This is a genomic window from Brevundimonas sp. UBA5936 (assembly GCA_002430835.1).
Classification (GTDB): domain Bacteria; phylum Pseudomonadota; class Alphaproteobacteria; order Caulobacterales; family Caulobacteraceae; genus Brevundimonas.
This window is the reverse complement of the sequence record DJDA01000109.1, coordinates 18,364-43,290: the sequence shown is the minus strand read 5'-3', so window position 1 is coordinate 43,290 and position 24,927 is coordinate 18,364. Positions and strand designations below refer to the sequence as shown.

General features: G+C 65.3%; 30 protein-coding genes. 18 read left to right on the top strand and 12 right to left on the bottom strand.

Features of this window, described 5'->3' with window-relative positions; genetic code table 11:
- Positions 1 to 106: 106 nt before the first annotated feature.
- Positions 107 to 985, bottom strand: coding sequence for a hypothetical protein (locus tag B2Y21_RS09880; protein ID WP_292059364.1), 879 nt, complete (start codon positions 983 to 985; stop codon positions 107 to 109).
- Positions 986 to 1,070: 85 nt separating this feature from the next.
- Here B2Y21_RS09880 and B2Y21_RS09875 point away from each other — a divergent pair, with 85 nt between their 5' ends.
- Positions 1,071 to 2,480 (top strand): hypothetical protein, encoded by a 1,410-nt coding sequence (locus tag B2Y21_RS09875; RefSeq protein WP_292059362.1) that lies wholly within the window; start codon positions 1,071 to 1,073, stop codon positions 2,478 to 2,480.
- Between the two features lie 397 nt (positions 2,481 to 2,877).
- On the opposite strand, the gene B2Y21_RS09870 is transcribed toward B2Y21_RS09875, so the two are convergent.
- On the bottom strand, positions 2,878 to 3,813 hold the full coding sequence (locus B2Y21_RS09870) for an alpha/beta hydrolase family protein (RefSeq protein ID WP_292059360.1): 936 nt from the start codon (positions 3,811 to 3,813) through the stop codon (positions 2,878 to 2,880).
- A gap of 127 nt (positions 3,814 to 3,940) precedes the next feature.
- Here B2Y21_RS09870 and B2Y21_RS09865 point away from each other — a divergent pair, with 127 nt between their 5' ends.
- Positions 3,941 to 4,324 carry a winged helix-turn-helix transcriptional regulator gene (locus tag B2Y21_RS09865; RefSeq protein WP_292059359.1) on the top strand — a complete coding sequence of 128 codons (384 nt, stop codon included), beginning with the start codon at positions 3,941 to 3,943 and terminating at the stop codon, positions 4,322 to 4,324.
- 302 nt (positions 4,325 to 4,626) lie between these two features.
- Here B2Y21_RS09865 and B2Y21_RS09860 read toward each other — a convergent pair whose 3' ends face one another.
- The 4 genes from B2Y21_RS09860 to B2Y21_RS09845 form a co-directional block, all read right to left on the bottom strand.
- Positions 4,627 to 4,812 (bottom strand): hypothetical protein, encoded by a 186-nt coding sequence (locus B2Y21_RS09860; protein WP_292059357.1) that lies wholly within the window; start codon positions 4,810 to 4,812, stop codon positions 4,627 to 4,629.
- A gap of 276 nt (positions 4,813 to 5,088) precedes the next feature.
- Positions 5,089 to 5,508 carry a DoxX family protein gene (locus tag B2Y21_RS09855; protein ID WP_292059355.1) on the bottom strand — a complete coding sequence of 140 codons (420 nt, stop codon included), beginning with the start codon at positions 5,506 to 5,508 and terminating at the stop codon, positions 5,089 to 5,091.
- A gap of 13 nt (positions 5,509 to 5,521) precedes the next feature.
- Positions 5,522 to 5,992: a hypothetical protein gene (locus B2Y21_RS09850; RefSeq protein ID WP_292059353.1), complete on the bottom strand. Its 471-nt coding sequence runs from the start codon at positions 5,990 to 5,992 to the stop codon at positions 5,522 to 5,524.
- 307 nt (positions 5,993 to 6,299) lie between these two features.
- Positions 6,300 to 7,055: a TetR/AcrR family transcriptional regulator gene (locus B2Y21_RS09845; protein ID WP_292059351.1), complete on the bottom strand. Its 756-nt coding sequence runs from the start codon at positions 7,053 to 7,055 to the stop codon at positions 6,300 to 6,302.
- A 249-nt stretch (positions 7,056 to 7,304) separates the two neighbouring features.
- On the opposite strand from B2Y21_RS09845, the gene B2Y21_RS09840 reads away from it, so the two are divergent.
- The gene (locus B2Y21_RS09840; RefSeq protein WP_292059349.1) at positions 7,305 to 8,180 is read left to right on the top strand and encodes a LysR family transcriptional regulator; all 876 of its coding nucleotides are present in this window, start codon (positions 7,305 to 7,307) and stop codon (positions 8,178 to 8,180) included.
- 19 nt (positions 8,181 to 8,199) lie between these two features.
- Here B2Y21_RS09840 and B2Y21_RS09835 read toward each other — a convergent pair whose 3' ends face one another.
- The gene (locus B2Y21_RS09835) at positions 8,200 to 8,844 is read right to left on the bottom strand and encodes a peroxiredoxin-like family protein (protein ID WP_292059347.1); all 645 of its coding nucleotides are present in this window, start codon (positions 8,842 to 8,844) and stop codon (positions 8,200 to 8,202) included.
- A 127-nt stretch (positions 8,845 to 8,971) separates the two neighbouring features.
- Between B2Y21_RS09835 and B2Y21_RS09830 the strand changes: the two genes are divergently transcribed.
- From B2Y21_RS09830 to B2Y21_RS09805, 6 genes are read left to right on the top strand one after another with little or no spacing between them, the layout of a single operon-like run.
- Positions 8,972 to 9,964 (top strand): YeeE/YedE thiosulfate transporter family protein, encoded by a 993-nt coding sequence (locus B2Y21_RS09830; RefSeq protein WP_292059345.1) that lies wholly within the window; start codon positions 8,972 to 8,974, stop codon positions 9,962 to 9,964.
- Between the two features lie 26 nt (positions 9,965 to 9,990).
- Positions 9,991 to 10,488 (top strand): peptide-methionine (R)-S-oxide reductase, encoded by a 498-nt coding sequence (locus tag B2Y21_RS09825; RefSeq protein ID WP_292059344.1) that lies wholly within the window; start codon positions 9,991 to 9,993, stop codon positions 10,486 to 10,488.
- A 14-nt stretch (positions 10,489 to 10,502) separates the two neighbouring features.
- Entirely contained in the window at positions 10,503 to 10,910 is a 408-nt protein-coding gene (locus tag B2Y21_RS09820) for a hypothetical protein (RefSeq protein ID WP_292059342.1), read from the top strand.
- A 7-nt stretch (positions 10,911 to 10,917) separates the two neighbouring features.
- Positions 10,918 to 11,547 (top strand): RraA family protein, encoded by a 630-nt coding sequence (locus tag B2Y21_RS09815; protein ID WP_292059340.1) that lies wholly within the window; start codon positions 10,918 to 10,920, stop codon positions 11,545 to 11,547.
- Complete coding sequence (locus B2Y21_RS09810; protein ID WP_292059338.1) at positions 11,544 to 12,305, top strand: glutathione S-transferase N-terminal domain-containing protein; 762 nt, start codon at positions 11,544 to 11,546, stop codon at positions 12,303 to 12,305. Before B2Y21_RS09815 ends, B2Y21_RS09810 begins: the two co-directional genes overlap by 4 nt.
- 40 nt (positions 12,306 to 12,345) lie before the next feature.
- A complete protein-coding gene (locus B2Y21_RS09805) occupies positions 12,346 to 13,314 on the top strand; it encodes a magnesium and cobalt transport protein CorA (protein WP_292059336.1) in 969 nt (322 codons plus the stop codon).
- Positions 13,315 to 13,380: 66 nt separating this feature from the next.
- On the opposite strand, the gene B2Y21_RS09800 is transcribed toward B2Y21_RS09805, so the two are convergent.
- Positions 13,381 to 13,704, bottom strand: coding sequence for a hypothetical protein (locus B2Y21_RS09800; protein ID WP_292059334.1), 324 nt, complete (start codon positions 13,702 to 13,704; stop codon positions 13,381 to 13,383).
- Positions 13,705 to 13,851: 147 nt separating this feature from the next.
- On the opposite strand from B2Y21_RS09800, the gene B2Y21_RS09795 reads away from it, so the two are divergent.
- The gene (locus B2Y21_RS09795) at positions 13,852 to 15,117 is read left to right on the top strand and encodes an acetyl-CoA C-acyltransferase (protein WP_292059331.1); all 1,266 of its coding nucleotides are present in this window, start codon (positions 13,852 to 13,854) and stop codon (positions 15,115 to 15,117) included.
- A gap of 125 nt (positions 15,118 to 15,242) precedes the next feature.
- Positions 15,243 to 15,500, top strand: a complete 258-nt coding sequence (gene grxC, locus B2Y21_RS09790; protein ID WP_292059330.1) for a glutaredoxin 3 — start codon at positions 15,243 to 15,245, stop codon at positions 15,498 to 15,500.
- 44 nt (positions 15,501 to 15,544) lie between these two features.
- Here the strand turns inward: grxC and gap are convergent, their stop codons facing one another.
- From gap to kduI, 3 genes are all read right to left on the bottom strand, one after another.
- Positions 15,545 to 16,552, bottom strand: coding sequence for a type I glyceraldehyde-3-phosphate dehydrogenase (gap, locus tag B2Y21_RS09785; protein ID WP_292059328.1), 1,008 nt, complete (start codon positions 16,550 to 16,552; stop codon positions 15,545 to 15,547).
- 44 nt (positions 16,553 to 16,596) lie between these two features.
- The gene (locus tag B2Y21_RS09780) at positions 16,597 to 17,772 is read right to left on the bottom strand and encodes a hypothetical protein (RefSeq protein WP_292059326.1); all 1,176 of its coding nucleotides are present in this window, start codon (positions 17,770 to 17,772) and stop codon (positions 16,597 to 16,599) included.
- A 202-nt stretch (positions 17,773 to 17,974) separates the two neighbouring features.
- The gene (kduI, locus tag B2Y21_RS09775) at positions 17,975 to 18,820 is read right to left on the bottom strand and encodes a 5-dehydro-4-deoxy-D-glucuronate isomerase (protein ID WP_292059324.1); all 846 of its coding nucleotides are present in this window, start codon (positions 18,818 to 18,820) and stop codon (positions 17,975 to 17,977) included.
- Positions 18,821 to 18,982: 162 nt separating this feature from the next.
- Between kduI and B2Y21_RS15935 the strand changes: the two genes are divergently transcribed.
- Positions 18,983 to 19,474 carry a MarR family winged helix-turn-helix transcriptional regulator gene (locus B2Y21_RS15935; RefSeq protein WP_414632853.1) on the top strand — a complete coding sequence of 164 codons (492 nt, stop codon included), beginning with the start codon at positions 18,983 to 18,985 and terminating at the stop codon, positions 19,472 to 19,474.
- 126 nt (positions 19,475 to 19,600) lie between these two features.
- Positions 19,601 to 20,125 (top strand): MarR family winged helix-turn-helix transcriptional regulator, encoded by a 525-nt coding sequence (locus tag B2Y21_RS09765; protein ID WP_292059319.1) that lies wholly within the window; start codon positions 19,601 to 19,603, stop codon positions 20,123 to 20,125.
- A 41-nt stretch (positions 20,126 to 20,166) separates the two neighbouring features.
- Here B2Y21_RS09765 and B2Y21_RS09760 read toward each other — a convergent pair whose 3' ends face one another.
- On the bottom strand, positions 20,167 to 21,396 hold the full coding sequence (locus B2Y21_RS09760) for an OsmC family protein (RefSeq protein WP_292059317.1): 1,230 nt from the start codon (positions 21,394 to 21,396) through the stop codon (positions 20,167 to 20,169).
- A 172-nt stretch (positions 21,397 to 21,568) separates the two neighbouring features.
- Here B2Y21_RS09760 and B2Y21_RS09755 point away from each other — a divergent pair, with 172 nt between their 5' ends.
- The 5 genes from B2Y21_RS09755 (at position 21,569) to B2Y21_RS09735 (ending at position 24,918) form a co-directional block, all read left to right on the top strand.
- A complete protein-coding gene (locus B2Y21_RS09755; RefSeq protein WP_292059315.1) occupies positions 21,569 to 22,483 on the top strand; it encodes a LysR family transcriptional regulator in 915 nt (304 codons plus the stop codon).
- 110 nt (positions 22,484 to 22,593) lie between these two features.
- Complete coding sequence (msrB, locus tag B2Y21_RS09750; RefSeq protein WP_292059314.1) at positions 22,594 to 23,037, top strand: peptide-methionine (R)-S-oxide reductase MsrB; 444 nt, start codon at positions 22,594 to 22,596, stop codon at positions 23,035 to 23,037.
- Positions 23,038 to 23,039: 2 nt separating this feature from the next.
- Entirely contained in the window at positions 23,040 to 23,573 is a 534-nt protein-coding gene (msrA, locus tag B2Y21_RS09745) for a peptide-methionine (S)-S-oxide reductase MsrA (RefSeq protein ID WP_292059312.1), read from the top strand.
- Positions 23,574 to 23,790: 217 nt separating this feature from the next.
- Positions 23,791 to 24,402 (top strand): hypothetical protein, encoded by a 612-nt coding sequence (locus B2Y21_RS09740; protein WP_292059310.1) that lies wholly within the window; start codon positions 23,791 to 23,793, stop codon positions 24,400 to 24,402.
- Between the two features lie 57 nt (positions 24,403 to 24,459).
- The gene (locus tag B2Y21_RS09735) at positions 24,460 to 24,918 is read left to right on the top strand and encodes a hypothetical protein (protein WP_292059308.1); all 459 of its coding nucleotides are present in this window, start codon (positions 24,460 to 24,462) and stop codon (positions 24,916 to 24,918) included.
- Positions 24,919 to 24,927: the final 9 nt, after the last annotated feature.

The following is a 24,927-nucleotide window of genomic DNA, read 5'->3' as shown; positions in this document are numbered from 1 at the left end:
TAAGACGACGTCACTCGATCGGTTCGCACCAACTGCGCGTTGAGGCCAGATCCGTCCGGTCATCGGTGTTGGGCTTTGTCCGCGCGGGCAGGGTCGCCAGACGTTGTCAAAGGCGGTGATAGTAGTTTGCGATTGTCTTTGCGTAGTCCGCGCCAAGAGGCGCGCTCGTCAGGGCGCCGATATGGTCTCGGAAGAGATTTGCTGCGCTGCCGGCGACATGCCAACTGCCTGAGCGGGGATTGGATTGGGCCCAGAGATGATACTGGTAAAGGATCTCATGGCCGCCGATCCGAGGGCCGAAAACGGGGGCATCGATTGATGCGATCATCGCCGAAACCGCTTTGATCGCTGTCTCGCAGTCCGAGAAGCTGGGCTCGATATGCTTGATCGTCTGCCACTGGGCAGAGCGCCGAGGGCCATCGAGACCGAACTCGTGAGCGATGTCGTTGCGTGTATCCTGGAGCTTCTGCAGCTTCGGCTCCAGTGCCCATGCCTTAGCTGGAAGCGTGCCGAAGACGGCTTCCAGATTTTTGAGCCTGTCCTTCCATACGCCCTTTGTAAATGTGGCGACCTTCGCTTTGAGCGCCCTGTTCCATCCGGTCGGCGTGGGTTTCTTGCCCATCAGATAGAGATATCCGTCCTGGCCCGTCAGCGACGGATCAACCAGTCCAGGTTGAGCTCGCAAGGCGCTTGTGGTCGCCGAGCTGAGGTACACCTCCAGCAGAGAGGCGGCGGACACCAGCACATACTGGCGTGTCCAGATCCGGTGCTCGTTTGCGCCCGCGATCCACTCTGGTTCTGACTTGTATATCCCATGGCTGGCGGGCGTCTCCGGGGGGAACGTGATCTTGTCGAATCCACCTGCGAGGTGATCGAACCCTCGCTCACCGACCCAGAAGGCGTGATTGAACCGCGTGAGGTTTTGCTTCGCCATCTGACGGGCAAGGGTCGTCCCGAACGGCAAAGCTGTGAGGGTCAGAGTCATCACGGGATATTGGAGCCGTAACGGATAACGATGCAAGTTATGGTTACGCTATAGGGCGCCGGGTCTTTCGAGCGGAGGTCTACGCATGACTGGAGTGGAGCGGGTCGGAGCAGGACTGCTGCACCCGGTGGGCGATGCCTTGGGCAACATCCTTTGGCCAGGCACATTGCCTGAAGCGCAAGAGACAGGTCTGAACGTGGCCATCGCGGCGATTTCCGCGAAAGGCTACTTTGCCAGCGCGTTTCCGGAAGGCGACGGCCTCTGTTTCAAGCGCGACGATGGCGCCGACTACGATCCCGAAACCGCTTTCGACGATTTTCAGGCCGCATTCTCGTTTTTGGCGCTCGAACTCCTGGATCCTCGAAATCCCTCAATGTCGCTCGCGCATTTGGCCGGAGATCGGACGGTCGCCTGCACCTGCCTCGTCCCTGTTGAGGGTCTGAGGCTCGAGGCGCCGTTCGGGCTGGGCCAAACCCGCTTTCACGCGCCCGTCGACGGTGAGGATATCGCCCTGGCCGATCACGCTTGGAGCGAGCTCTGTGAGGTTCCCGGAGCGGACGTTACGCCCAGCTGGGCGCCGGATGGGCGAGCGTCGGGTACGACTGGATTGCTGGCGCATGCCCTTATCGAGCGGACGGTAGAGCTGCCGCTTTCGGCGTTCTACGCGGCAGAGGGCTCGTTTGATGGGCAGTCGGCGCTGCTGAGAATCGTGATGGAGGATGCCGATCACGCTCTTGATCCGATCCGCTTCGACCTGTGCCATTTCGCGCGGCTCGAGTGTCTACCAGCGAAGCCGGGGTGGGTTGGAGAGTTTGCGCTTGCCCATATCAAGCCGGTTGGCAAAACGCCGAAGCCGCGAACACTGGGGGGCAAACCCTATGTGTTGCGCGTCATGAATAACTGGCTTGGGCTTGAGGTCGAGTCCGGGCATCTCGGAATGGCCCAACCGCTCTCGGACCTCGTCGTGGACACCGTCGATGCGGACGAGATCACTCTGGCGCTCAAGGGCGCGCTACGGGCGTGGAACCGCTCCTTCTATCTCGTAGAGCTGGAAGCGTCCTTTCTGCATCTCGTCTACGCGATCGACGCGCTATGCGACCCGGGCAGATTGGTCGGCGACCGTCAGCGCCTCTGGGTCACGGCTTATGCTTCCACCGGAGACGCCGCAGACTTCTCCGTGCGGTTGGCCACCTTCGATCAGCATTATTCTGTTCGGAACAAGATCGTCCACTCAGGCGAGAGCTTCGCGAGCCTGGGTTTGAATGGGGAAGAGCAGTGCGATTTCATGCTCAGGACTTTGGGATCGTGCATTCGGACCATCATGTTCGCGGGGTTCTCCGATCGTCAGGGCGCAGCGCAGTTCGCTTTCGATCGGCTGACCTCTCCGGAGCTTGCGGCAGTTACCCGTTTCGGAAAAGTGACTGGTCCTGTCGCCAGCGATAAGGTGTTCCTGAGGCATATGGCTGAATTACCTCCGGCGACCCCATCGGGGTAAGTGATCACACTCCTCTCCCGTCGCGAGCCGCGCAGTGCGTTGTTCAACTGCCATCGACCCGCAGGCGGTGTTCGACGGCAAGCCGCTCAAGTTCCACTCGGCGACGACGGATGGTCAACGAGAGGGCAGACCCTACGCATACGACCCGACGATCGATTGTCCTGCGGCGCACCGCCGCCGTCCTGATTTCCGGCGCGCATTGTTCCGGTTGTGCGAGGCTTCTCCGATCCATCGAAGCCGCGCTCGAGCCTCCCAATCTGGCCCGGACCGGCCTGTTCCTAGTGCGTTGGTAGTGTGTTGGTCACCGGCCCAGCGCTGCCCAGAAGACTCGCCGCCCGGCACGTTCGCGGTCACGACAGGTTGGAGCGACTTTGAGGAAGCATTCGTGTGCTAGATTCTACTTTCGTCTAAGCGTGGCGGTGTTCTCTTCTCGATCCACCAACCCTGCCTGGATCGCCGACCATCCGGCGTCCCTATCCAGAAGGTAGAGTTGGAGATAGGCCAGGGTGACACGCTGGATGAGGGCGACGCGATCCGGGTTCTCGTCTGTGGTCTCGGTGACGCCGTAGCCGGAAATGCCTCCCAGCATATGTTCTCCGCCGGACAAGGTCAGAAGAGCCTTGCGGCCGGGCGCCAGATCGTAAGGGTCATGGAACCAGTCCGGTCCCCGGACAGTCAGGGGGGAGCGGTCGGCGTCGCCTGCGACGATGAGGGTCGGTGTGCGCATCTGATCGAACGACATGTCGAGGTAGGGCGTCATCTGGCGACCGAGTGGACTGAGGTCATCGCCGCCTTCGCCGCCCGAGGCGAAGAGAATGCCGGCTTTGATCCTCGCATCCGACATGTCCTCGCCGCCGCCCGTCCCGACCATCCTCGCGCCCAGGAGCAGGCTGGTCGTCTGACCTCCGAACGAATGGCCCGCCGCGGCAAGCCGGCCTGCGTCGACCCGCCCCGAAAGGTCGGGGACCTGCCCGAACACGGCATCGAGCTGATCGAGGACATGTCTCGCGTCGCTCACCCGTGTCCGCCAGATCGTCGGCCGGCGGGGATCGTGCTCGGGTAGACCGAGCCGACGCGCGTCGAGATAGGTCGGCTGGATCACGACGAAGCCGTGTGAGGCCCAGTAGTCCGACAAGGGCGCGTAGCCGTCCATGGACGATCCGAAACCATGCGAAAACAGAACGACCGGCAGACCGCTGCCGGTTACCGGCGCCGACACTCGCACCTGCAGATCCTCTCCGCGAGCCGGGTCCGGCAGCCTGATCGATCGCACGGAGATCACCGGGACGGGAGCGTCCATGTTCGGGTCGCGCGGAACCCATTCACCAGCCATTTGCGCCTCCTGTCGATCGATGTCGCTGCGGAGGTCACCCGCAGCATCGCGGTCTGGATTGTAGACCTAGGTAGATTATGAGACCGGTAGGGTCGCGCAAGAACGCATCTTTTCAGGACCAAGTCAGATGGACATGACCGCCTCGACCACCGCGCTCCCCGACTGCACCGGGGTGGGCGACATACTGTCGAGGGTGGGAGACAAATGGTCGGTTCAGATCGTGGTCGTGCTGCATCGCGGACCCGAGCGCTTCAACAGCATCAAGCGCCATGTCCCCGGCATTTCCCAGCAGATGCTGACGTCCTCGTTGAAGGGCCTGGAGCGAGACGGTCTCGTCAGCCGAACCGTCCGCCATACGACGCCGCCGCAGGTCGAATACCGGCTCACCCCTCTTGGCGTCTCTTTGTCGGCATCGGTACGGCAGCTTGCGCAATGGGCCATCGACCGTCGAGCCGAAATCGGCGCCAGCCGTGACCGGTTCGACGAGAGGCGAACCGCGCCGGCGAAATGAGAATTCGTCTGGCGTCGCGATGCACCTCATCGCAGGGGTTGAGGGAGGCGCCCGCTTCTGAAGTGGTAAGGGCTGGACGCGTCTGCAGCGGAGCCAACACACGCCCTCACGCGATCCAAGTCAGGGCCTATTGTCGAGTTGGGCGTCGGTCATCTAGCCAAGACTTCTTCGGGCGGCGGCCGGGGGCTGGAATAGGCGGGGGAACTTCTCGACCCCTTCGAAGGGCTGGCGACCAGCCGCACAAGCGAAATCCCATGACCTTTGCCGCCGCCCGACGAAGTGAGCGTCGGCCGGACGACAGTTCAGGCCTCGCCCCAAAGACCCTGCGCCGCATAGATGTCGTCTGAAAACCGGGAGTGTGTCAGCTGCCTGCGCTCGTCATGAAGCATGTCGGCCAGTTCGGCGAGCTGGCCTTCGGTCATTCGCGCCGCGGCCTTCAACAGGCCGAAACGAATCTCCGCGAAATCGATCGGCGAGATACGGGTCAACGGGTCATACGAGCGACTGGCCATCAGGGGTTCTCCACGGGTCTCTGCCTCAGAAAACGCAGGTCGGCGGTGTTCCGGTTCCGGAAATGATGGCTAACGGGGGGTAAAGCTCGAAACCCTGAGAGGCTCGCGGATCGGAGAGCGCGCTTCGACAGCGTCGAATGGGCTGGCCCGCCGCGATCTATCCCGGCTGATCGCGGCGGCTCGACAGAGAGGCCTCCAGTGAGAGTGGGCGAAGGCGGGGACATCTCAGGACTTCGCTTCGCCGATCCGATTTCACGCTTTTGCTGAGCGCATTCGCAGGATCGTCAGAGAAGCGGCGAGAAGGAGGGCGTTGACAGCCGCTGGCAGCGCCTCGAGGCGGAAGACATGCACCGCCAGCATCAAGGTCGCCAGGACGGCGATGGCGGCGGCGCCGATGCCGGTTAGCAGACGGCTGCGAGGGATCGGAAACACCTGAGCAAGCAGAAGATATCCTGACGCGATCTCGACGAGGCCGACGGTGCGGGTGAGCTCAAGCGGAACAGCGCCGGTCCAGGCGAAAACCCCTGGCAGTTCGGTTTCTGGCTGCAGGAGTTTTGAAAGGCCCACCGCGATGAAGAACATGGCGGTCCAGCCTTGCAGCGTCCAGAGCGCCATATTGCGGCGGTGGGCGAAGAGCCGGGAGCAGACGGTCGAAACCGATATCGCGGACATGGTGAAGCTCCTGTCAGATCGAGGGTGGCGTGGTTGGGGAAGCGGAACGACCTACGAAACGTCCGGCCGTCGCGGGTCGAACGCGGCGTCGACGGAGCGCTCCGCGGCGGCACTTCGGCACAGGGAAAAAGAGATCCAGGCCTTGGCCGACGGTTCCCGCCGCCAGCGGGAGATGCACTGTGACAAGCGCGCGTGAACGGCTCGCCAGAGCGACGGCCGCCGAGTGGATGAGCTCCGACGATTTCGGCATTCGAAAGCCGTGCAGGTCGGCGAGGACGGCGGCGAGCCAGGCGACTGCGGCATAGGCCAGGGTGATGGGTTGTTCGCCGATGCTCGGCACGAGAGCCAGAGGCCAGGCGGTCAGGAGCAGCGAGAAGGCGACGACGGCCGCGAGCCTGCCGCTTTCCCGGAACTCCGACGCCGGCATTTCCTGCTGCACGCTCAAGCCGGTCGCTGACTGGACCGAGACCTTCATGGTTTCCATCGCCGTCTCCCTCTCGACCAAGGGATAACAGGCCGGTCCACCGCCGCCTAAAGGCTGGGGGTATGCTATCGATGCACGTAGAACATCACCTCGCTGCACGGCCGGCGCCGTGGGCATCGGGCAGCCCTGTGATCGCGACCGCCGCGCATGATCGGCTTGGCGGGCAAACGAATGGGCCGTCCGCAGCGTCATCCGGCGCCGCACAAACAAGCGCTCGGCTGTCGTCGACCCGAGGACACGAGTGGCCTCCATCCGCGGTCAGGAACACCCGATACGAACGGCCCACCAGGCCGGGTGGGTGAGCGCTTCAGGTGTCCGAGGCGCCGGGATCGACGACGGCCGGCCGCTCTTCGGGCGTCAGGCTGATGGTTCCGCCCTGCGCCGCCGCCTCAAGGAGCGCTCCGCGCGGCTCGAGGATTTCCGGCAGGAACAGGCGGCAATAGGCGTTGTGAACCGCGAGCGCCTCCTCGAAATACTCATCGGTGATCTTGCCGTGTCGCGCGAAGGACAAGGCCCATACGGCGTCCGCGGCCACCAGGGCGACGCGGAACCGGTACGCGGCGCGATCGATGGGCGGCATGTGGAACAGCAGGTCCAGCGTCGGACAGATGCGCTCGAACATCTCGTCCGCGAGGCGGATGTCCGCGCGCCTGATGGCGTCGCTCGAATACCCGTAGAACAGCTTCAGAGCGGCAGGGTGGGCGTTGAAGCCGAGCTGGACGCGTTTCTGCTCGAGCCTGAACAGATCCTGCCAACCGCCCATGTCGGCGGCGGGCGCGGGTTCGCGGATCACGCGGCGAATCCCCTTCATGAACCGTACGGCGAGCGCGGCGAATGCGGCGTCACGGCTCGGAAAGAAGTGATAGACCGAAGCCGGGGGCACGGCGGCGCGTTCGGCGATCTGATAGATCCCTATGCTCTCCGGACTCTGCGTGAGGAGCAGTGTTTCGGTGGCGTCCAGCAAGGCGGCCTGTCGCAGAACCCCGCGTTCGCGCACCGGGGTGCGTGCGGTTCTTCTGGCCGGCCCGTCGGCTGCGGGCGGGCGTCCTGCGCCGTTCTTCATGCCGGTCCCGTCTCGATGAATCTCGCTGGCTCCCCGTGATCCTAGACCGAGCCGATCACAGGCCGCTACCGGAGCCTTGTCGTCCAGACGCCTGCCGCCGACGAGAGCGCGACCCAGTCGCTCCGCGCCCGCGACCGCGCCCCACGTCAGAGTAGAAAGGCGAGCGGGTCCAAACACGATAAATATCGATTTCGGAGCTTGGCCGCCTTGTCATCCCCCGGTCCATCGTGACACTTCACGGGCATGGAGATGCACCAGGTCAGATATTTCCTCGCCGTCGCCCGTGAGCTCAACTTCACGCGTGCTGCGGACGAGTGCAACGTCTCCCAACCGTCTCTCACCCGAGCGATCCAGAAGCTCGAGGAAGAGCTCGGCGGGCCGCTCTTTCGGCGCGAGCGAAGCCGCACACATCTGACCGATCTGGGGCGGCTGATGCTGCCCCACCTCGAACGGACCTTCGAGGCGGCCGAAGCGGCCAAACTGCTGGCGAGAGGCGTCGGTCGTTCCGAGGTCTCGCCCCTGACCCTGGGGATCCAGTCGGTCGTCGAGTCCGACACGCTGAACGCCATTCTCAAGGAGCTGGCCGAAGGGCTGAAGGGCTTCGAGCTGACGCTGACGACCGGATCGGCCGATATGCTCATGGAGAAAGCGCTCAGCGGCGAACTCGATCTCTTCATCGCCGAACTGCCTAGCGACGTCCCTGACCGGATCGATCACTGGCCGCTATTTCGGCACGGCTATGTGATGGTCACGCGCAAGGATCATCCCCTCGTCCGTACGGACACGCCTTCGCTGGGCGGTCTGCGGGACGAGCCGTGGATAGACCACGACGGGACCGGATGTCCCCGACTGCACTCGGCGGCCGTGGCCCTGGGGTTCGAACCCATCGTCCGCCACCGGGCCACGGACATGCGCAACCTCGGCCGACTGATCGAGGCCGGCGCGGGCAGCGCCTTCGTTCCGGGCTCGCTTGCGACAGGCGACGTGGTCGCCGTTCCGCTGGCTGACGCCGAGGTGACGGAAAGCGTCGTTCTCGGCGCGGTGGCCGGTCGGCGTCGGGGACCGGCCGCCGAGGCGTTCGTTCGGGCTTCGCGGGCGAAAAGCTGGTCCGATGTGTCGGCCTGAACCCAGCAGTCGGTCGCTCTCAGTCCAGCCTTCCCACGAACGCCACCACGTCGGGTGGAAAGGCCCGGTGCCGGAAGTCGGGATCGACGAAGGCGTATCGGATGACGCCCGAGGAATCGAGAACGAAGGTGGCGGGGACGGGGAGGAAACCACCGTCGGAACCGTAGACCGTCGCGAGGTCCAGGCCCGCCTCGCGGTAGCGTCGCTCGATGTCCTCGTCGATGTGGAAGGCCAGCCCACAGGCGAGAGCCAGGCCGTGATCGACATCGCAGAGGACCTCGACGCTGTCGCCGCCGGCGAGGGCCTTGAGCGCGACGGCGCCGTCGGCGAGTTCTCCGGTGATGACAAGGAGTCCGGCGCCCGTCTCCTGCAGCGCCTCGAGCGACTGCCCCCAGGTGGCGAGTTCGTGGACGCAGTGGGGGCACCAGCCGCCCCGGTTGAAGCTGATGACGAGCGGGCGACCCTGCTGGATCTCGGCCAGCGAGCGGTGGACGCCCCGAGGGTCGGGCAGGGAGAATGCGGGGAAGACGGTTCCGGCGCGCGGCGCGTTGTCACCCACGCCAAGCCTGGCGAGTTTGGCGACGAAGACATCGTAGATCGGCTGCATTTCGGGCGCGTCGACGCCGGGCGGCAGCTCTTTCCAGGAAATAACGGGTTCGGTCATGGCCCAAGCATGGGCGCCTGGCGCCCATCTGAAAAGGGGGCGTCGAACATCAAAACCATAGTCGCGCGAGGAGGGCTCTTCGTGCGTCCTTATCGACGCAGCCTCATCCGCAGGAGTCCGGGCTACCATGGCGCCATCGACGCTCATCGTGCCGCTCATCGTCGGCCTTCTCGCATTCTGGATGGGCTACTCCGTCAACCAGGGGGGCACCTGCGCGGTGGCGACGGCGAGCGAGCTGGCGAAGGGTCGTCGTCCCAGAAGGCTTGTCGGTCTGGTCGCCGCCTCGGCGACGGCGGCGCTCGCCGCGATCGCGCTGCAAGCCATGGGCGCGCCGCTGACCGAGAGAATGCCCCACATCGAACTGAGTTGGGGGCTTCTCGCAGCGGGTATGGTCTTCGGCGTCGGCGCCCTGATCAATGACGCCTGTCTGCTCGGCTCCCTGAGTCGTTTCGGAAGCGGAGAGATGCGGGTGCTCGCCCTGCCTGTCGGTCTGGTGCTGGGCTTCGCGATCTCCGAACGACTGGGTTCTCCAACGCCGGCCCTGGCCCCGCCGCCGGATGTTCCCGCGCCGGGCGTCATCGTCCTGCTCGCGGGCTGGCTGACCGTTCTGGTGATCGCGCTCGCCTATGTCGGCAGAGGTCCCAGTCGAGACCTCGAGCGCCGCAAATGGCCGTTGCGTCGGACAATGATCATGTTGGGGCTCAGCGGCGGGACGCTCTGCCTGATCGCTCCGATCTGGAGCTACACCGATCTGGCGCGGGATCTGTTCACGCGGCGTCTGGTCGGACCGGTGGACGGCCTGGCTGTGCTCGCCGTCACCGCCACCGTAGCCGGCGCCATCGCCTCCGCGGCCCGACGCAGGCGCTGGCGGTATCGGCGCCCCACCTTCGTCCTCGTCGGACGAACCATCCTCGGCGGCGCCCTTATGGGCATGGGCGCCTCGCTCATCCCCGGAGGAAACGACGCGCTGGTCCTGGCCGCGATCCCCGCCCTGTCCCTTGGCGGGGCGGTGGCCTACCTGACCATGACCGCGACGATGGTGGCGGGCTTGTTTCTGGTTCGGCGCTTCAAGCAGACGCGCGGCCCGGGCCCGGGCCCGGGCCCGGCGCCGGCCGTCTAGGGCATTGAAACAATACGCCGCAGCTATTGGCGAAGTTCTCGCACGGATTGCATGTTTCTCCGCAGAAGATGGGAGAGGACATGGTGGTCCCCGCGACAGCCGACACGAGCCTGCAATCCGCTGATGAGGGTCGGAGCGCCGGGCGTTACATCCATGACGAACCCGGCATCTATGTGGACGCCGCGTCAGGCGAGCCTCTTTTCGCGTCGTCCGCCCGCTTCGAGACCTGCTGCGGCTGGCCGAGCTTCACCCGGCCGATCGAACCCCTGCCTCTGGATGAGCGCCCGGCCTGGTCTCGCCAGCAGGTATCATTCGATGGTCCTCCCGACAAGGACGGCCTGCGCTTTCGTATTCAGGGCGGCGCGACGCGTTTCATCGGTCAGGTCGAGATGCAGGCTGAAGGCTACGGCGCCTACCTCGACCAGGTCGACCGGCGTCGCGCCGGGAACGCGGCGGCACAGTCGTCGTGCCCCCACTGCGGCCCCGGTGTGTCGTCGCCGCGTTCCAGCCGGCGGGACTCGTGAAAGCCTGCGCAGACATGTCCATCCGCGGCCTGTGCGTCGCGCCACGGCCGGTGCCGAGCACTCCTGGTGAGATCGCGGGGTCGGGCTGTGGCGAATCCCTGGCGTCGTTGCGACCCGGACCGTCGGGGTCCGGCATCGACAGCTGGATCCGCCGGCTGGACCGATTTCCCGTCGGCTACAGCACCGGCGTCTACAAGGGCCGACGCTATGGCGTGACCGTGACGCGCACGGGAGACCGGGGCCGGACCTCCGTGCTGGCGCGCGAACTCGGCGGAGCGGACCTCGTCAGCTTCAATCTGTACCGTACGGCCGCCGGGCGAGTGCATTTCAAGCCCTGCGAGATGAGCGCCAAGAAGGTCACCGACTTCGTTCTCGGCCTTGCCCTCGAGGCGGTGGCAAGTCCGGGTTCGGGCGATGATTAGGCCGGACTTGCCCGGCGCCGCGTCCCTGTCGGACGCGCTGGGCCGCCTCTACGGCCACCCTGCCGTCGTCCTCGATCTGGTGTCGCCCACACCGGGCCGGGTCCTCTTCGGACGCGCCGCCACCATTCGTTTCGTCCCGTTTCGGGAGGATGTGTTTGACAGCCGGGTCCATGCCTTCGCCCGGCATTTTCACGACGCCGTCGCGGGCGACCCGAAAGGGCGAGTTCTCGTCCTCGCCGCCGGACTGGCCGACTGTTCGGTCGGCGGGGGCGTGAAGCTGTCGCGACTGCAGAACCATGGCCTCGCGGGCCTGGTGACGGACGGGCGGTTGCGGGATTTCGAGGCGCTCGCCGCCTATGACCCCGTCTTTTACTGCGGTGGCGAAACACCCCGGGTGGGCGTCGGCGACGTCATGCCGATCGCGGCCGACGAGCCCGTGGCGCTCGGCGGGACGACGATCGTTCCAGGAGACTACATCTACGCCGATCGGGCTGGCGCGGTGGTGATACCCGCGTCGGCGCTCGATGAAACCCTCAGGCTGGCGCACGAGATCGATGCGGAAGACGTCGGCTTTCTCGAAGCGATCCGGAACGAGGTCGCCGGTGACGTACGAACATCAGGGAGTAGCGAGCGATGAGCCGTCTGAGCGATTACCCCGTCACGCGACGCTGGCCGCCGAAACACCCGGACAGGCTTCAGCTCTATTCGTCGCCTACCCCGAACGGCGTGAAAATCTCGATCGCGCTGGAGGAGCTCGGCTTGCCTTACGAGGCTCACCGTCTGGAGCTGTCCCGCAACGAATCCCGTGAGGCGGAGTTCGTCGCGCTCAACCCAAACGCGCGAATACCCGCCATTCTCGATCCCGATGGGCCGGGGGGCGTACCGCTGGCGCTTTGGGAGTCGGGCGCCATCCTCGTCTATCTCGCTGAGAAGACAGGTCGATTGATGTCTCCCGACACGGCGACGCGACACCAGACCCTGCAGTGGATCTTGTTCCAGGTGTCTGCGGTCGGCCCGAACTTTGGCCAACTCGGGTATTTTCACAAGCACGCGGGTCGAGCCATTGAGGACAAGCGTCCGAGGGACCGGTTCGTCGCCGAAGCCAGACGTGTTCTCGGCGTGCTGAACGCCGCGCTTGAGGGGCGCGACTGGCTCGTGGGCGCCGACGCCGGCGAGTACTCGATCGCGGATATCGCCACGCTGGGCTGGGTTCGAGCGCTCGTGACCTCCTACGACGCCGGCGACCTGGTGGGGATGGATGATTTCACGAATCTGAACGCTTGGCTCGAGCGAGGTCTCGCTCGTCCGGCGGTCCAGCGTGGTCTGGTTATCCCCGGCGCGACCGCGACGGCGGAACGACCTGCAGGGTACGGCGGCTGGCCGCGGGGCCACTAGCCATGATCGCCCTGTCCTCCGGAGAAGAAAGCCGCGACCAATGAGTGTCATCGCCGCCTGCCTGTACAGCAAGGGCTGCCGGAGCCGCGACTTCGACATCGACGAGGACGTGCTCTCCACGGCCGATCCCGACGAGTTCGTGTGGATCGGCGTGTCCGATCCGACGGCGGAGGAAATGCAGTCGCTGCAGACGCGATACCACCTTCATCCCATTGCGGTCGCCGCCGCCATGGACGTCGGCCAGATGCCTCGTCTGGAAGTGCTGGGAAATGAACTCTTCGCCGTCGCGCGCACCGCCCAGCTCGAGGGTGATGAAATCCGCTATGGCCAGACGGCGCTGTTCATCGGCCACCGTCACCTGATCAGCGTGCGTCACGGATCGCAACGCGACCACACGGCCCTGCGCGAACAGCTCGAGTCGGCGCCCGAGCTCCTGTCCCAGGGCGTCGACTATGTGTTGCACGCCATTCTGAACTACATCGTCGACGGTTATCTGCCGATCTTCGAGATGATCGAGGACAGCGTGCTTGAGATGGAGCGACGCTCGCTCAACAGCTTTCTCGGACCGCAGGACATTGCGCGCATCTTCGGCCTTCGCTGCCAGCTGACCCGCTTCCAGCGCACCCTCGGGCCCATGGCGGAACTGACCCGCAAGCTCGTCCGAGGGCATTTCCCCTGCATCAGTCCTTCGGTGACGCCGTATTTCAACGATGTGCTCGATCACGTCCTGAGGGTTCAGGACATGATCGACGGACTGCTTCAGGTCCTTGCGTCAGTGTTCGAGTTCAGCAGCTTGCTGGAACAGCAGCGAACGGGCGCCATCACACGCAAGCTCGCCGCCTGGGCCGCCATTCTCGCGGTCCCCACCGCGATCACCGGCATATACGGAATGAACTTCCACAACATTCCCGAACTTAGAACGCCGTACGGCTATCACGCGGTCGTCGCGATGATCGTGGTGCTGTCCGGGCTGCTCTACCTGAACTTCAGGCGCCTCAAATGGATCTGAGCCGGCCCGGCCGACGGGCCATGCCGCCGACCCGCCGCTGGAACCCCGGCTCTTGGATCGGATGGGTCAGGACCCGTTCGTGAAGGCGACGCGGGCGAGACGCGGATCCCGCAGGATGCTCTTTACGAACCAGACGTAGACCTGCGCGGTCGTGTCGAACCCGAGATGGCTGAAGGCGCCCCCGAAGCTGCAGGCGGGAAAGTCCGGAAAGCCCGACCGCAGCACATAGCGGCCCGGTTCGGCATCGAACTCGGCCTTGTAGACCCTGCGCAGGGCATGGAGACCGGTCTCGGCCTCTCGATGAGCGGTGAGCGCCATCGGACGACCGTCCTCGAAGCTCGCATCGGGGCTCGAGGCCCCGGACTCGAGGTCGATGATTTCGGATGTCATGCACGTCTCCTCGACCGCTCCGGCGCCCTCAGCCTCCACTCTGAGGCGCACGATCGACGGCCGCCAATAGCTGCAGGATATGGTTTCGATGCCGGACGGGAAGCGCCCTTCAGGGTTAGGCTGAGGCATCAACGAATGGAGGGCAGCATGACCCGGTTTTCCGATCCCGTGTACGTCGCGTCAGGCCTACGCACGCCCTTCGGGCGCGGCGGCGGCGCGCTGGCGGGCTACGACGCAGTTTCGCTTTCCGTTCCCGTGGTTCAGGCCATGGCGGCGCAGGCCGGCCCCGACCTGGTCGTCTGGGGGAGCGTCATACCCAATCTGGGCTGGAGCAACATCGCCCGGGAAGTCTGGCTCGACGCCGGCCTGGATCCGAACGTCCCGGCCTTTTCGGTCGTCCTGGCCTGTTCGACGAGCATGACCGCGACGATCGCCGCCGCCGGCATGCTGGGAGGCGACACGCACCTCGCCCTGGTCGGCGGGGCGGAGGTCATGAGCCGGCCCTCGATCGCCCTGACCGCGGATGCGTCCCGACGGCTGACGGACTTGTTCGCACGGGACCCGCAGGCGGCTCTGGGCGCCCTGCAGGGGCTGGAGCCCACCGACTATGTCTTGCCCACCAAGGGCTGGTCCAATCGCATCACCGGGCGGTCTATGGGCGACCACATGGAGGAGACTGCGAAATCCTGGGCCGTGTCTCGCGTAGCCCAGGATTCCTGGGCTTTGACCAGCCACCAGCGTGCGGTCGCAGGCTGGGAGGCAGGCTTCTTCGACGATCTGGTGATCCCGCTTCCCGAGCTGGCGCGCGACGCCAATCCACGGGCTGACACCTCACTTGAGAAACTTGCCACGCTCAAGCCCGCCTTCGACCGTGACAGCGGTCGCGGAAGTCTCACCGCAGGCAACAGTTCTCCGATCACGGACGGAGCGGCGGGCTGCTGGGTCGCCAATGACGCCGGCGTGGCGCGCTTGCCCGAGGGCACGCCCCACGCGCGGCTCGTCGATTACGAGGTGTCCGCCGTCGACTACAGGACGGAGGGGCTGCTGATGGCGCCCTCTTACGGCATCCCGCGCCTGCTCGCGCGCAACCGGCTGACGTTCGAAGACATCGACCTTTGGGAGATCCACGAGGCATTCGCCGCCCAGGTTCTCGCCAACGTCGCGGCCATCACGGATCCGGACTGGGTTCGCACCAAGGTCGGCGTTCGGTCCGACCTCGGTCGGTTCGACTGGCGCCGGGTCAACCCCAACGGCGGATCGGTCGCGATCGGCCACCCGTTCGGCGCGACGGGGGCGCGCGACCTCAGCCAGGCGGTCAAGGAGCTCTGGGCGATGCCGACCGGATCACGCGCGATCGTCAGCATCTGCGCCGACGGCGGGCAGGGGACTGTCGCCCTCCTGGAACGCGCCTGAGGACATCTGCACCGCGATATGTGCGTTACGGTCCACGGGTGTTCGCATCCTCACCGGAGACAAGACCGGTTCACAACGTCGGCGCCGTCGTTGGCGCTGCACACTCAGTCTCGAAGGAGAACCCGATGGCCAAGGTCGTCATCTACACCAAACCCGGATGCCCCTACTGCACGACCGCGATGGATCTGCTGGGACGCAAAGGCGCCGACGTCCACGAGATCGTCGCCTCCCGTGACCCGGAGAAGAAGGCCGAGATGATCCGCCGATCCGGTGGACGCACGACGTTTCCGCAGATCTTCATCGACGGCGCGCATGTCGGGGGATGCGACGACATGCTCGCTCTCGACGATCGCGGTGAGCTGGATCCGCTTCTGGCCGCCTGATCCAGGCGTCGTCCGAAGCCTGGCGGACGACGACGCCGTCCCGATCAGATGTGTCTGGCCATGACGAGCGCCGTGTCCGCCATGCGGGTCGCGAAGCTCCACTCGTTATCGTACCAGGCGAGAACCCGCGCGAGCGCGCCGTCCACGACGTGCGTCTGCGGCAGGGCCACGGTCGAGGACGCCGCTGTGTGGTTGAAGTCGACCGACACCACCGGCTCCCGGGTGACGGCAAGAACGCCCTTCATCGAGCCGTCGGCGGCGGCCTGAAGCGCTGCGTTGATCTCATCGACCGTGACCTCGCGACCGGCGACGACCTTCAGGTCGACGACCGAGACGTTCGGGGTCGGGACGCGGATCGACGAGCCGTGCAGCTTGCCTCTGAGCTCGGGCAAGACCAGGCCGAGCGCCGTCGCGGCGCCGGTCGAGGTCGGGATCATCGACAGACCAGCGGCGCGGGCGCGGTACAGGTCCTTGTGCATCGTATCCAGCGTCGGCTGATCGCCGGTGTAGGCGTGGATGGTCGTCATGTAGCCGCGCTCGATTCCGAACAGATCGTTCAGGACCTTGGCGACTGGAGCAAGGACATTGGTGGTGCACGATCCGTTCGAGACGATGATGTCGTCGGCGGTCAGGGTCTCGTGGTTGACCTTGAAGACGATGGTCTTGTCGGCGCCGTCGGCTGGGGCCGAGACCAGCACGCGTTTGGCGCCGGCGGCCAGGTGGGCCGAGGCCTTGTCCCGGGCCGTGAAGACGCCGGTGCATTCGAAGGCGATGTCCACGCCCAGCTCGGCGTGCGGCAGCCTGGCCGGGTCGCGCTCGGCGGTGACGCGGATCTTGCCTGTGCCGACGTCGATCCAGTCCTCGCCCGAGACTACCGTGCCGGGGAAGCGGCCGTGCACGCTGTCATAGCGGAACAGGTGGGCATTCGTCTCCACCGGACCCAGATCGTTGATCGCCACGACCTCAATGTCCTTGCGGCCATGCTCGACGATCGAGCGGAGGACGAGGCGGCCGATACGGCCGAAGCCGTTGATGGCGACGCGAACGGTCATGGCAGAGATCCCGGGATAAGATGAAGGAGAGGGGTGTTGCCGAACTATCCGGCCAGCGCCGTTCGCATGGGCTGGAACGCGGCTTCGATCGCTTCAAGACGGCCCTCGATTGCGCTGTCCGCGGCGACAGCGACGACGACTGCGGCGCGAAACGACCAGAGGTCTCCCGACCGTTCGAACGTCGTCATCGTCATCAACGCCCAGGCCGTCATGCGCTCCTCCTCGTCGATGTGGAACAGAGCGCCTCCGAAGGTGCCGGCGAGGGCTTCCGTCAGGGCGTCCGCGTAGCCGATGTCGACGCGCGCCGGCGGCGTCACCGGAGGAGGCTCAGCGAGGCCGTCGTCGCGACCGAACCCGTCTCGCGACAAAGGCCTGCGCACGCCCTCGAGCGCGGGGGACGCGGTGTCGCCGTCGACAGGATCGAAGCTCAGGAGGGGGGCGGAGGCGTGTAATACGACCGCCCGGTTCCCGATCCGCCAATAGGCGCTGAAAGGCGCATGCGAGCCGGCAAGACGCAGCAGCACGTCGAGAGGCCAGCCTCCTGGCGCCAGCGCGCCGGACCATAGACCTTCGGCTCCAATCCGGTCGGGATCCCCCTGGTGCGCCGATGCGGTGATCGACGGGCCGAAGGTGTCGGACCTACAAGGTTCAAGACGGACTGCGGGCGGCGGGATGGTCGTTCTCGTGGACTCCACGGCCAGCCAGCCGGCCGCGCGGCTGACGGCGGCGGACGCCGCAGGGCCGTCCCGCCCACGCCCGAGGCTCCAGACCCTCCGCTCCTCATGATCGAAGACGAGCATCGCCGGATAACGGGCGATCGTCAGGTCCGGCCAGACTGGACCGCGGGCCTGCCGGGCGCCCGACGCTTCTCGGCCATTCGAAAGAAGCCCGACCACGCCGCGAGACAGGATGGGATCGCGGATAGGGGCGAGATCGCGGACCGGTGCGGATTCCACATGGTCGGGCTCCGCCGCGACGAACGAGTGTCGTCTTTCGGAGCCGCCGTCCGAGAGCAGCACGAAGAGATCGTCCTTGCTCCGAAGCGCGACCGCAACCTCCAGCGGGTCCCGCCAGCCATGCAGCCGGCGCAGGGTGACGTTGAAGGGAGACAGCCCGTCGAGGTCGCCGGTCGATGCCGAGGGGGCGTGGTCCGGGACCGATGCGTCCTGGGACTCTGAAGTCGTCGGATGGCGCTGGGGATCATTCGTTGGCTTGGGCATGACCCAGCCTCGGAGATCACCACGGCGGAGAGAAGAGGCCTGCAAACATGAGTTCGATAGCCACAGGCTTGCACGAGCAGCTGACGCGCCTTGCACCGGTCCTCCGTCTCGCGTTTCCAGGAGACGAATTTATCGCGCCGGGGCGGACCCGGCGTTTGCCGCCCTGTGACGTCCGGGTTGCCGGGCCCTCAGTTCAAGGCGTTTATCTCAGCTGACAGATGTCGAGCTTGTCCATGTCGGTGTAGTCGAGGTTTTCGCCGCCCATGCCCCAGATGAAGGAGTAGTTGGAGGTTCCGGAGCCCATATGGATCGACCACGGCGGGCTGATGACGGCCTCGCCGTCTGCCATCACGATGTGACGGGCTGAGTCGGGCTCGCCCATGAAGTGGAAGACACGGTCGTTCTCGCCCAGACCGAAATAGAGATAGGCCTCGGAGCGGCGGTCGTGCAGGTGCGGCGGCATGGTGTTCCAGACACTGCCCGGTTTCAGGACGGTGAGGCCCAGCAACAGCTGGCAGGACCTGATTTTGGCAGGAACGATGTACTGATAGATCGTGCGTTCGTTGGAGGTTTCCAGAGCGCCCATTTCCAACGGCACGGCCTCTTCGATGCTGATCTTCGCCAGCGCGTGGCGGGCGTGGGCCGGTGTGGCGATCAGGTAGAACTTCGCCGGGTTCGACGCGTCGGCCGAGGCGAAGCTGACGTCGCCCGAGCCCATCGGCACATAGAGGCCATCACGAAACGCGAGATCCACAGTCTCACCGTCCACCGTGGCCGAGCCGGCCCCGCCGATGTTGACCAAGCCCAGCTCCCGGGCCTGCAAGAGGGGCTTGCCCTCCAGCGACGGGGGTTCGGCGTGGACCGGAAGCGAGAGCCGGTCCCCGATCGGCATGGCGCCGCCGATGATCATGCGCTCGTTGTGACAATAGTTCAGGCTGATCTTGCCGGCTTCGAACAAGCCGGTGACCAGATAGCGGTCGCGCAACTGGTCAGTGGTCGCGCCGGCCATCATGTCGGGATGGGTCGCCTGATAGACCTTGTCGTACATGGGGTCGGGCATCCGGGCCTCTCTAGGGTTCACGTACGAGCCGCCAGCCAGGCGCCGCGCTCATTAGTGGAGTGATGCGCGGTTCGCCGCTTTCGGGGCAATGGTCGTCGACGTCTCGTGCGTTCGCTTGATACGTATGCATGGCGCATATACCGTAGGCTGATGCAGCCTTCGGTCGCCAGAGGTTATTTTGGGTCGCTGGTGAGCGCGGTTGCGGATGAGATGACGGCGACCGCAGGTGAGGCCTCGCGGATGCCGGGTCCGGCAACGACGGTCCTGTCTCTGCTGAATGTCCGTTCGGGCCAATCCATTCGCCGACTTTCGGACGGCATCGGCCTATCCCACGCCGGGACCGTTCGGTTGATCGACAGGCTTGAGGCGGATGGCCTGGTTGAGCGGCGCCCGGAGCTGTCCGACCTGCGCGCCCGCTTCATCCATCTCACCCCCGTCGGCCGGAAGGTAATGGCCGACATGGCGAAAGCGCGCAGTCGCGCGGTTGAGGCCTGGCTGGCCCCGCTCTCTCCAGAGGAACTGTCCCGGCTCGGCGCCACCGCGCAGCGCCTGCTTGAGGGCAGAGCGGTCGAAGTTGTGGATGGCCATACCCGCAGCGTATCGCGGAGCCGCCGAAAGCCATCGCACCGATTGTCGCGCTAGAACGGAGCAAATACGTCGGTGTGGCCACAGCTTATTGTTTAATCGAGGTATTATCCTTCGGCGCACGCATCCGGACCGGGCGCGCGTCCGCTTGCTGTCTATGCCCGGCGCACATATAGATGGGCCATGGGTGGACTGCGTGACCGCAATGTTTTCGGGGCGTTCGCGCTGATGATCAGCGACGACATCCTTCGCGCGACCTCATCCCACGCGCCGGACGCGGGTCCCACCGCGTCGGCCCTGGCGCTGCTGGCGCACCAACCCGGACTGTCGATCCGCATGCTGGCGGGCGGTGTCGGTCTCTCACACGCGGGAACGGTTCGTCTGGTCGACCGCCTCGCGACCGAAGGGCTGATCGAGCGTCGGGAGCATTCCACGGACGGACGCGCACGCGCTCTGCATCTCACCGCAGCCGGACAGCTCATGAGCGAGCAAGTGCTTGGCGCCCGCGACGAGGTGCTCTCCGCCGGGCTGTCGGTTTTGACGCCGGCCGAGATGACGCTCTTCTGTGAGATCTCGGAGCGTGTCCTGCGTTCACGGCTGCAGGGGCTGGAGCACTCCTACCGGGTCTGCCGGCTCTGCAGCTATGCCGACTGCAAGGACTGTCCGATCGACGACGAGCTTGATGAGCGTGGCGTCCACGGTCGCTAGGCCGCGGGTGAGCCTACGGCCTGACGTCTCACCTTCGGCGCCTACGATTGATCGAGGTTGCCGACCGGAAGCGTCGGTGAACCGGCGAGCCGCGTCTGCACGTCCGATCCGCGCACGAGCGTAAGGTCCACGGGGCAGCGATCGGCGATCTCCAGGATACGCGCCCTCTGCTTGTCGTCGAGCGGGCCTTGAAGCGTGATGGTCCGCGTGAACCGGTCGGGCGGCATCATATCGGAGACCTTGGCGTGTTCCACGGTGGTGCTGGCGCGTTCCAGCGGCCAGCCTTTGCGGTTCGCGTAAAGCCGCATGGTCATGACGGTGCACGCCGCGAGTCCGGCCGAGACCAGTTCGTAGGGAGAGAGCCCGCTCCCGAGACCACCGACCGAGGCAGGCTCGTCCGCCAGAAGCGCGTGTTCGCCGCTGCGCACGGTCAGCTGGAACTTGCCCGCGAGGGTTTCGGTCGCCGAGACGCCGGCGGCGATCTCCAGTTGGGGCATGTCGTCAGTCAGGAGCGGCATGTAGCGGTTGGCCCATGCGGCGATCATGGCCGCAGCGTATTGGGCGTCGGCGACCTCCGCGAGCAGGTGATCGGCCGTGTGCAGGGAGATGAAGCTCTTGGGATGATGCGCGGCGCCGAAGATGCGCGACGCATGATCGATGCCCACGACCTCATCTCGCGGGGCATGCATCACCAGCAGGGGGCGCCGCAAGGCCGCGACCGCGGTCTCGACATGCACGCCGTCGATCGCTTCGATGAACTCTCGGCGGATGACGAGCGGGCGCTCGGCGAGCGTCACCACGGTCTCTCCGTCGCGTCTTACGGCGTCCAGGTCTTCCGGGGCGAACAGACCCAGCAGATGGTGAACGTCGGCGGGGGCGGCGAGCGTGGCGACGGCGGCGATCTCCGGAAGGTTCGGTGCGGCGACGAGCGCCGCCGCCCCGCCCAGACTATGCCCCACCAGAAGCGACGGCGGCATGCCAGCCGCCGCCATCGCTTTCACCGCTGCGCTCAAGTCTCCCACGTCCGCGGCGAAGTTCGCCGTCTCCGCCGGCTGCTCCTCGGGACCCGAGCCCGCGAAATCAAACCGCAAGACCCCGATGCCGCTTCGGGCCAGTGCGCGGGAGATGTGGACGGCGGCTCGATTGTCTTTGCCGCAGGTGAAGCAGTGGGCGAAGACCGCCCATCCTCGTGGGGTGGTCTCGGGCGCTTCCAGGCGACCGGTGATTTGATGACCGTTCACGCCGTCGAACGTGAACACCGAGGTCGCCATGGCTCTGTCCTTCATCGCGCGCTAGCGCCCTGCAGCCACCCTATATGCGTCGCGCATATAGACAAGGTCCTGGTGCGCCATTATATGCGCCGCGCATACTTATTGGCCTGCGGAAAGAAGCGATCCGCGGCCCCTCCCGACACCCCTGACAGGCGCGGCGGCTACCTCGGCCATGGACTTCAATCAGGTCAGCTATTTCCTCCACCTGGCGGACACGCTCAACTTCACCGCGGCTGCGCGGTTGAGCGGAGTCTCCCAGCCGAGCCTGACGCGCGCGATACGCAGGCTCGAAGATGAGCTGGGCGGGGCGCTGATCTATCGGGATGGCAAGAACAGCCGTCTCACCGGTCTGGGCCAGGATGTCGAAGTGGAGTTCAGACGCATGATGGGCGCCCTGGAAAGCGTCCACCATCATTCGCGGAACTGGACCGACGGGGGACATCGTGTCCTCGACATCTCCGTCGCTCCAACCATCGGGCCGGAGGCCTTCACGACGTTCTTCGCCTCGGCGCTCGAGCAGCTTCCAACGGTGGAGATCCGCCTGCATGCGCTTGAGGCCGGCGGGGAGGCGCCTGCGTTGCTCTCCGGGCGCCGCCATGCCGCAATCGCGACCCGTGATCCTCGGGCCGACAGGAAGCTCGAGATTCGACCGTTGTTTCGGGAGCGACTGGTGCTGGGTTGCGCCCTGGATCACCCTCTGGCCCGGATTGAAACGGTGCGCGTCGAGGATCTCGCGGACTATCCCTATGTCGACCGCATGGGCTGCGAGCTTCGCGATCAGGTCCGGTCGCACATCGCCGGGCAGGGGGTGACGCTGCGACCCTGGCTGCGAACCGATCGGGAGGACTGGGTCAGGCACGCGGTCGCCGACGGTCGGTCGATCTGTATTCTGCCTGAACGGTGCGCCGCATCGACCGGACTGACGTCGCGCTCGATCGCGGGCTTCGCCCTGGAACGCGAGGTGGTCATCAGCATAGTTTCCGGATCGACCGCTCCTGTCGAGATTCGCAAGCTGGCCCAGCTGGCGTCGATCCATCCATGGGAAGAAGGGTGGGGCGCGAAACCATCGGAGCTATCGAAACAATAGGCAGAGCGCATTAGCGCAAAGCCGCTCGGCCCCCGATATTGGTCAGGAGACAGGAGGGTCGTGCAAGCGACACCGATCTGCCCCGTGAACCCTAGTGTCGGGAGACCATCATGAAGTTCGAAAAGTCGCAGTCGGCCATCGATAAGCTGACCGCCGAGCAACGCCGGGTAACCCAGGAAGACGGCACCGAGCGGCCGTTCACTGGCGAATACAACGACAACAAGGAGCCGGGCATCTATGTCGATGTGGTCTCCGGCGAACCTCTGTTCGCGTCGACCGACAAGTTCGACAGCGGCTCGGGCTGGCCCAGCTTCACGAAGCCGATCGTGCCGGCCCACGTCAACGAGATCCGCGACAGCAGCCACGGCATGGTCCGGACCGAGGTGAGGTCCGTTCATGGCGACAGCCACCTGGGTCACGTCTTCCCGGACGGACCGTCCGACAAGGGCGGTCTGCGATACTGCATCAACTCCGCATCGCTCCGCTTCATCGCCCGCGATGAGATGGAGGCCGAGGGATACGGCGAATATCTCGATCAGGTTCAGGAGGCCTAACCATGCATCAACGCGCAGTTCTCGCCGGCGGGTGCTTCTGGGGCATGCAGGATCTGATCCGCAAACGCCCCGGCGTGGTGTCCACTCGCGTCGGGTACACCGGCGGAGATGTTCCCAACGCCACCTACCGCAACCACGGAACCCACGCCGAAGGCATCGAGATCGTCTTCGATCCGGAAAAGACGACCTACCGTGACATCCTGGAATACTTCTTCCAGATCCACGATCCGACGACGCTCAATCGGCAAGGCAACGACCGCGGTCTGTCGTACCGGTCCGGCATCTACTACGTCGATGAGGAGCAGAAGCGCGTCGCCGTGGACACGATCGCCGACGTCGACGCGTCCGGACTGTGGTCCGGCAAGGTCGTCACCGAGGTCGAGCCGGTGGGGGACTTCTGGGAAGCTGAACCGGAACACCAGGACTACCTGGAGAAGCGGCCCAACGGCTACACCTGTCACTTCCCCAGGCCCGACTGGGTCCTGCCGAGACGGACCGCTGCGCAAGCGCAGGCTGGTCAGACCGCGACGGGCTGACAGCTAGATGGCGGGAACCGGCGCGACACCCGCGCCCGGTTCCCGTCACGTTTCGCGCCTTCGACCGCGCCATCCATAACCGAGGCGTGACGCCGCTTCATCCGCGGACTGCACCCGGTCCCGGGCGCTCGCCCCAAGGGGGCGCGGTCGCCTGCGGCGTCCCCTCAATAGCGTAAGTCCGTGACTGCCGGCGGGGCGGTCAGCAGGGGAGAGAGCCATGCGATCCGAAGTGGGAGATGTCCTGACGACCGTTCAGGCCTTGGTCGGCAAGGGCTACGATCGGGAGTATCGCGTCAAGGACGGTCAACTGATCGATCTGAAACTCGGATCCACGCTGAACGCCTGCGACATTGAGGTCGACGCAGCGTTGCGGCTGGAAAGTGGCGAAGACGCCGGCGATGTCTCTAACATCTATGCGATCACCGACCCTGCGACGCAGCACAAGGGTTTGCTGATCGACGCCTTCGATGTCTTCGATGAGCTCTGCAGTCGCGATCTTTCCCGGAAGTTGACGGAGGCGCGACACACGACAGTCATCCAGGATGGCGATGTGCCCAGCAAGCATGGGCTGCGAAAAGTCTTCAAAAGCGAGTTCGAGAGCGATCCGGAGCGCTACGTGCTGCGCGAAGGATTCCCCGACTTTCCGGATTGCCCCTTCGGCGGCGTCTTTTCCATCCTCGGCTTCGACACCGCCGAACAGACCTATGTCTGGTTGGTGACGAGCATAATCCGCGATCCGCGCCTAATCCGGGTCCCGTACCAAGGTCCGGAAGCGACTGATGACGACGGTTTCGATCCGTCCCGGGACACCACCGTCGAAGAGAGCTGATCGCGCCCGATCCAAGCCCGACCCCAACCTTTGTCAAACCAATCAAACGAGACTGCCATGTCTGAAGCGTCGATCAACAAGAGCGACATCCGGGAGACGATGCTGTCGCTGGAGGCCGCTGCTCTCAGAAGCGCCCGGGAGAACTATCTGGACTATGTGGCGACGGCCCGGCTCGACCGGAGCGAGCCCATCGAGAACGATGAGCAGGCCCAGGCGGAAGTGGCGAGCGACCTGGCGGAGGCGCTGGACGATACGCTGGACGATCAGGCCGACAAGCTCGACCGTCTGAAGGAGATCGACTTCGGGCCGAAATCGACCGTGACCGAAGGCGCCGTGATCAAGCTGTCAGGCCGCTTGTTCGTGGTCGCCGTATCCACTTCAAGGTTCACCTGCCATGGCCACGAGTTCATGGGCATCTCGACCCAGGCGCCTATCTTTGAAGCGATCGAAGGCGCGAAGGCCGGGGAGACGGTGGAGTTCAATGGCCGGACGCTCGTTGTCGAGCAGGTCGCTTGATTAGATAGC

What these genes read in the sequence shown, in the direction of transcription:
- B2Y21_RS09765 (WP_292059319.1), top strand. Translation starts at nt 19,601, where the DNA reads ATGGGTGGACTGCGTGACCGCAATGTTTTCGGGGCGTTCGCGCTGATG.
- msrA (WP_292059312.1), top strand. Translation starts at nt 23,040, where the DNA reads ATGCATCAACGCGCAGTTCTCGCCGGCGGGTGCTTCTGGGGCATGCAG.
- B2Y21_RS09760 (WP_292059317.1), bottom strand. Translation starts at nt 21,396, where the DNA reads ATGGCGACCTCGGTGTTCACGTTCGACGGCGTGAACGGTCATCAAATC.
- B2Y21_RS09810 (WP_292059338.1), top strand. Translation starts at nt 11,544, where the DNA reads ATGAGCCGTCTGAGCGATTACCCCGTCACGCGACGCTGGCCGCCGAAA.
- gap (WP_292059328.1), bottom strand. Translation starts at nt 16,552, where the DNA reads ATGACCGTTCGCGTCGCCATCAACGGCTTCGGCCGTATCGGCCGCCTC.
- B2Y21_RS09845 (WP_292059351.1), bottom strand. Translation starts at nt 7,055, where the DNA reads ATGAAGAACGGCGCAGGACGCCCGCCCGCAGCCGACGGGCCGGCCAGA.
- B2Y21_RS09865 (WP_292059359.1), top strand. Translation starts at nt 3,941, where the DNA reads ATGGACATGACCGCCTCGACCACCGCGCTCCCCGACTGCACCGGGGTG.
- B2Y21_RS09735 (WP_292059308.1), top strand. Translation starts at nt 24,460, where the DNA reads ATGTCTGAAGCGTCGATCAACAAGAGCGACATCCGGGAGACGATGCTG.
- kduI (WP_292059324.1), bottom strand. Translation starts at nt 18,820, where the DNA reads ATGTACGACAAGGTCTATCAGGCGACCCATCCCGACATGATGGCCGGC.
- grxC (WP_292059330.1), top strand. Translation starts at nt 15,243, where the DNA reads ATGGCCAAGGTCGTCATCTACACCAAACCCGGATGCCCCTACTGCACG.
- B2Y21_RS09835 (WP_292059347.1), bottom strand. Translation starts at nt 8,844, where the DNA reads ATGACCGAACCCGTTATTTCCTGGAAAGAGCTGCCGCCCGGCGTCGAC.
- B2Y21_RS09830 (WP_292059345.1), top strand. Translation starts at nt 8,972, where the DNA reads ATGGCGCCATCGACGCTCATCGTGCCGCTCATCGTCGGCCTTCTCGCA.
- B2Y21_RS09795 (WP_292059331.1), top strand. Translation starts at nt 13,852, where the DNA reads ATGACCCGGTTTTCCGATCCCGTGTACGTCGCGTCAGGCCTACGCACG.
- B2Y21_RS09740 (WP_292059310.1), top strand. Translation starts at nt 23,791, where the DNA reads ATGCGATCCGAAGTGGGAGATGTCCTGACGACCGTTCAGGCCTTGGTC.
- B2Y21_RS09800 (WP_292059334.1), bottom strand. Translation starts at nt 13,704, where the DNA reads ATGACATCCGAAATCATCGACCTCGAGTCCGGGGCCTCGAGCCCCGAT.
- B2Y21_RS15935 (WP_414632853.1), top strand. Translation starts at nt 18,983, where the DNA reads ATGCAGCCTTCGGTCGCCAGAGGTTATTTTGGGTCGCTGGTGAGCGCG.
- B2Y21_RS09805 (WP_292059336.1), top strand. Translation starts at nt 12,346, where the DNA reads ATGAGTGTCATCGCCGCCTGCCTGTACAGCAAGGGCTGCCGGAGCCGC.
- B2Y21_RS09820 (WP_292059342.1), top strand. Translation starts at nt 10,503, where the DNA reads ATGTCCATCCGCGGCCTGTGCGTCGCGCCACGGCCGGTGCCGAGCACT.
- B2Y21_RS09855 (WP_292059355.1), bottom strand. Translation starts at nt 5,508, where the DNA reads ATGTCCGCGATATCGGTTTCGACCGTCTGCTCCCGGCTCTTCGCCCAC.
- B2Y21_RS09840 (WP_292059349.1), top strand. Translation starts at nt 7,305, where the DNA reads ATGCACCAGGTCAGATATTTCCTCGCCGTCGCCCGTGAGCTCAACTTC.
- B2Y21_RS09780 (WP_292059326.1), bottom strand. Translation starts at nt 17,772, where the DNA reads ATGCCCAAGCCAACGAATGATCCCCAGCGCCATCCGACGACTTCAGAG.
- B2Y21_RS09755 (WP_292059315.1), top strand. Translation starts at nt 21,569, where the DNA reads ATGGACTTCAATCAGGTCAGCTATTTCCTCCACCTGGCGGACACGCTC.
- B2Y21_RS09875 (WP_292059362.1), top strand. Translation starts at nt 1,071, where the DNA reads ATGACTGGAGTGGAGCGGGTCGGAGCAGGACTGCTGCACCCGGTGGGC.
- msrB (WP_292059314.1), top strand. Translation starts at nt 22,594, where the DNA reads ATGAAGTTCGAAAAGTCGCAGTCGGCCATCGATAAGCTGACCGCCGAG.
- B2Y21_RS09880 (WP_292059364.1), bottom strand. Translation starts at nt 985, where the DNA reads ATGACTCTGACCCTCACAGCTTTGCCGTTCGGGACGACCCTTGCCCGT.
- B2Y21_RS09870 (WP_292059360.1), bottom strand. Translation starts at nt 3,813, where the DNA reads ATGGCTGGTGAATGGGTTCCGCGCGACCCGAACATGGACGCTCCCGTC.
- B2Y21_RS09850 (WP_292059353.1), bottom strand. Translation starts at nt 5,992, where the DNA reads ATGGAAACCATGAAGGTCTCGGTCCAGTCAGCGACCGGCTTGAGCGTG.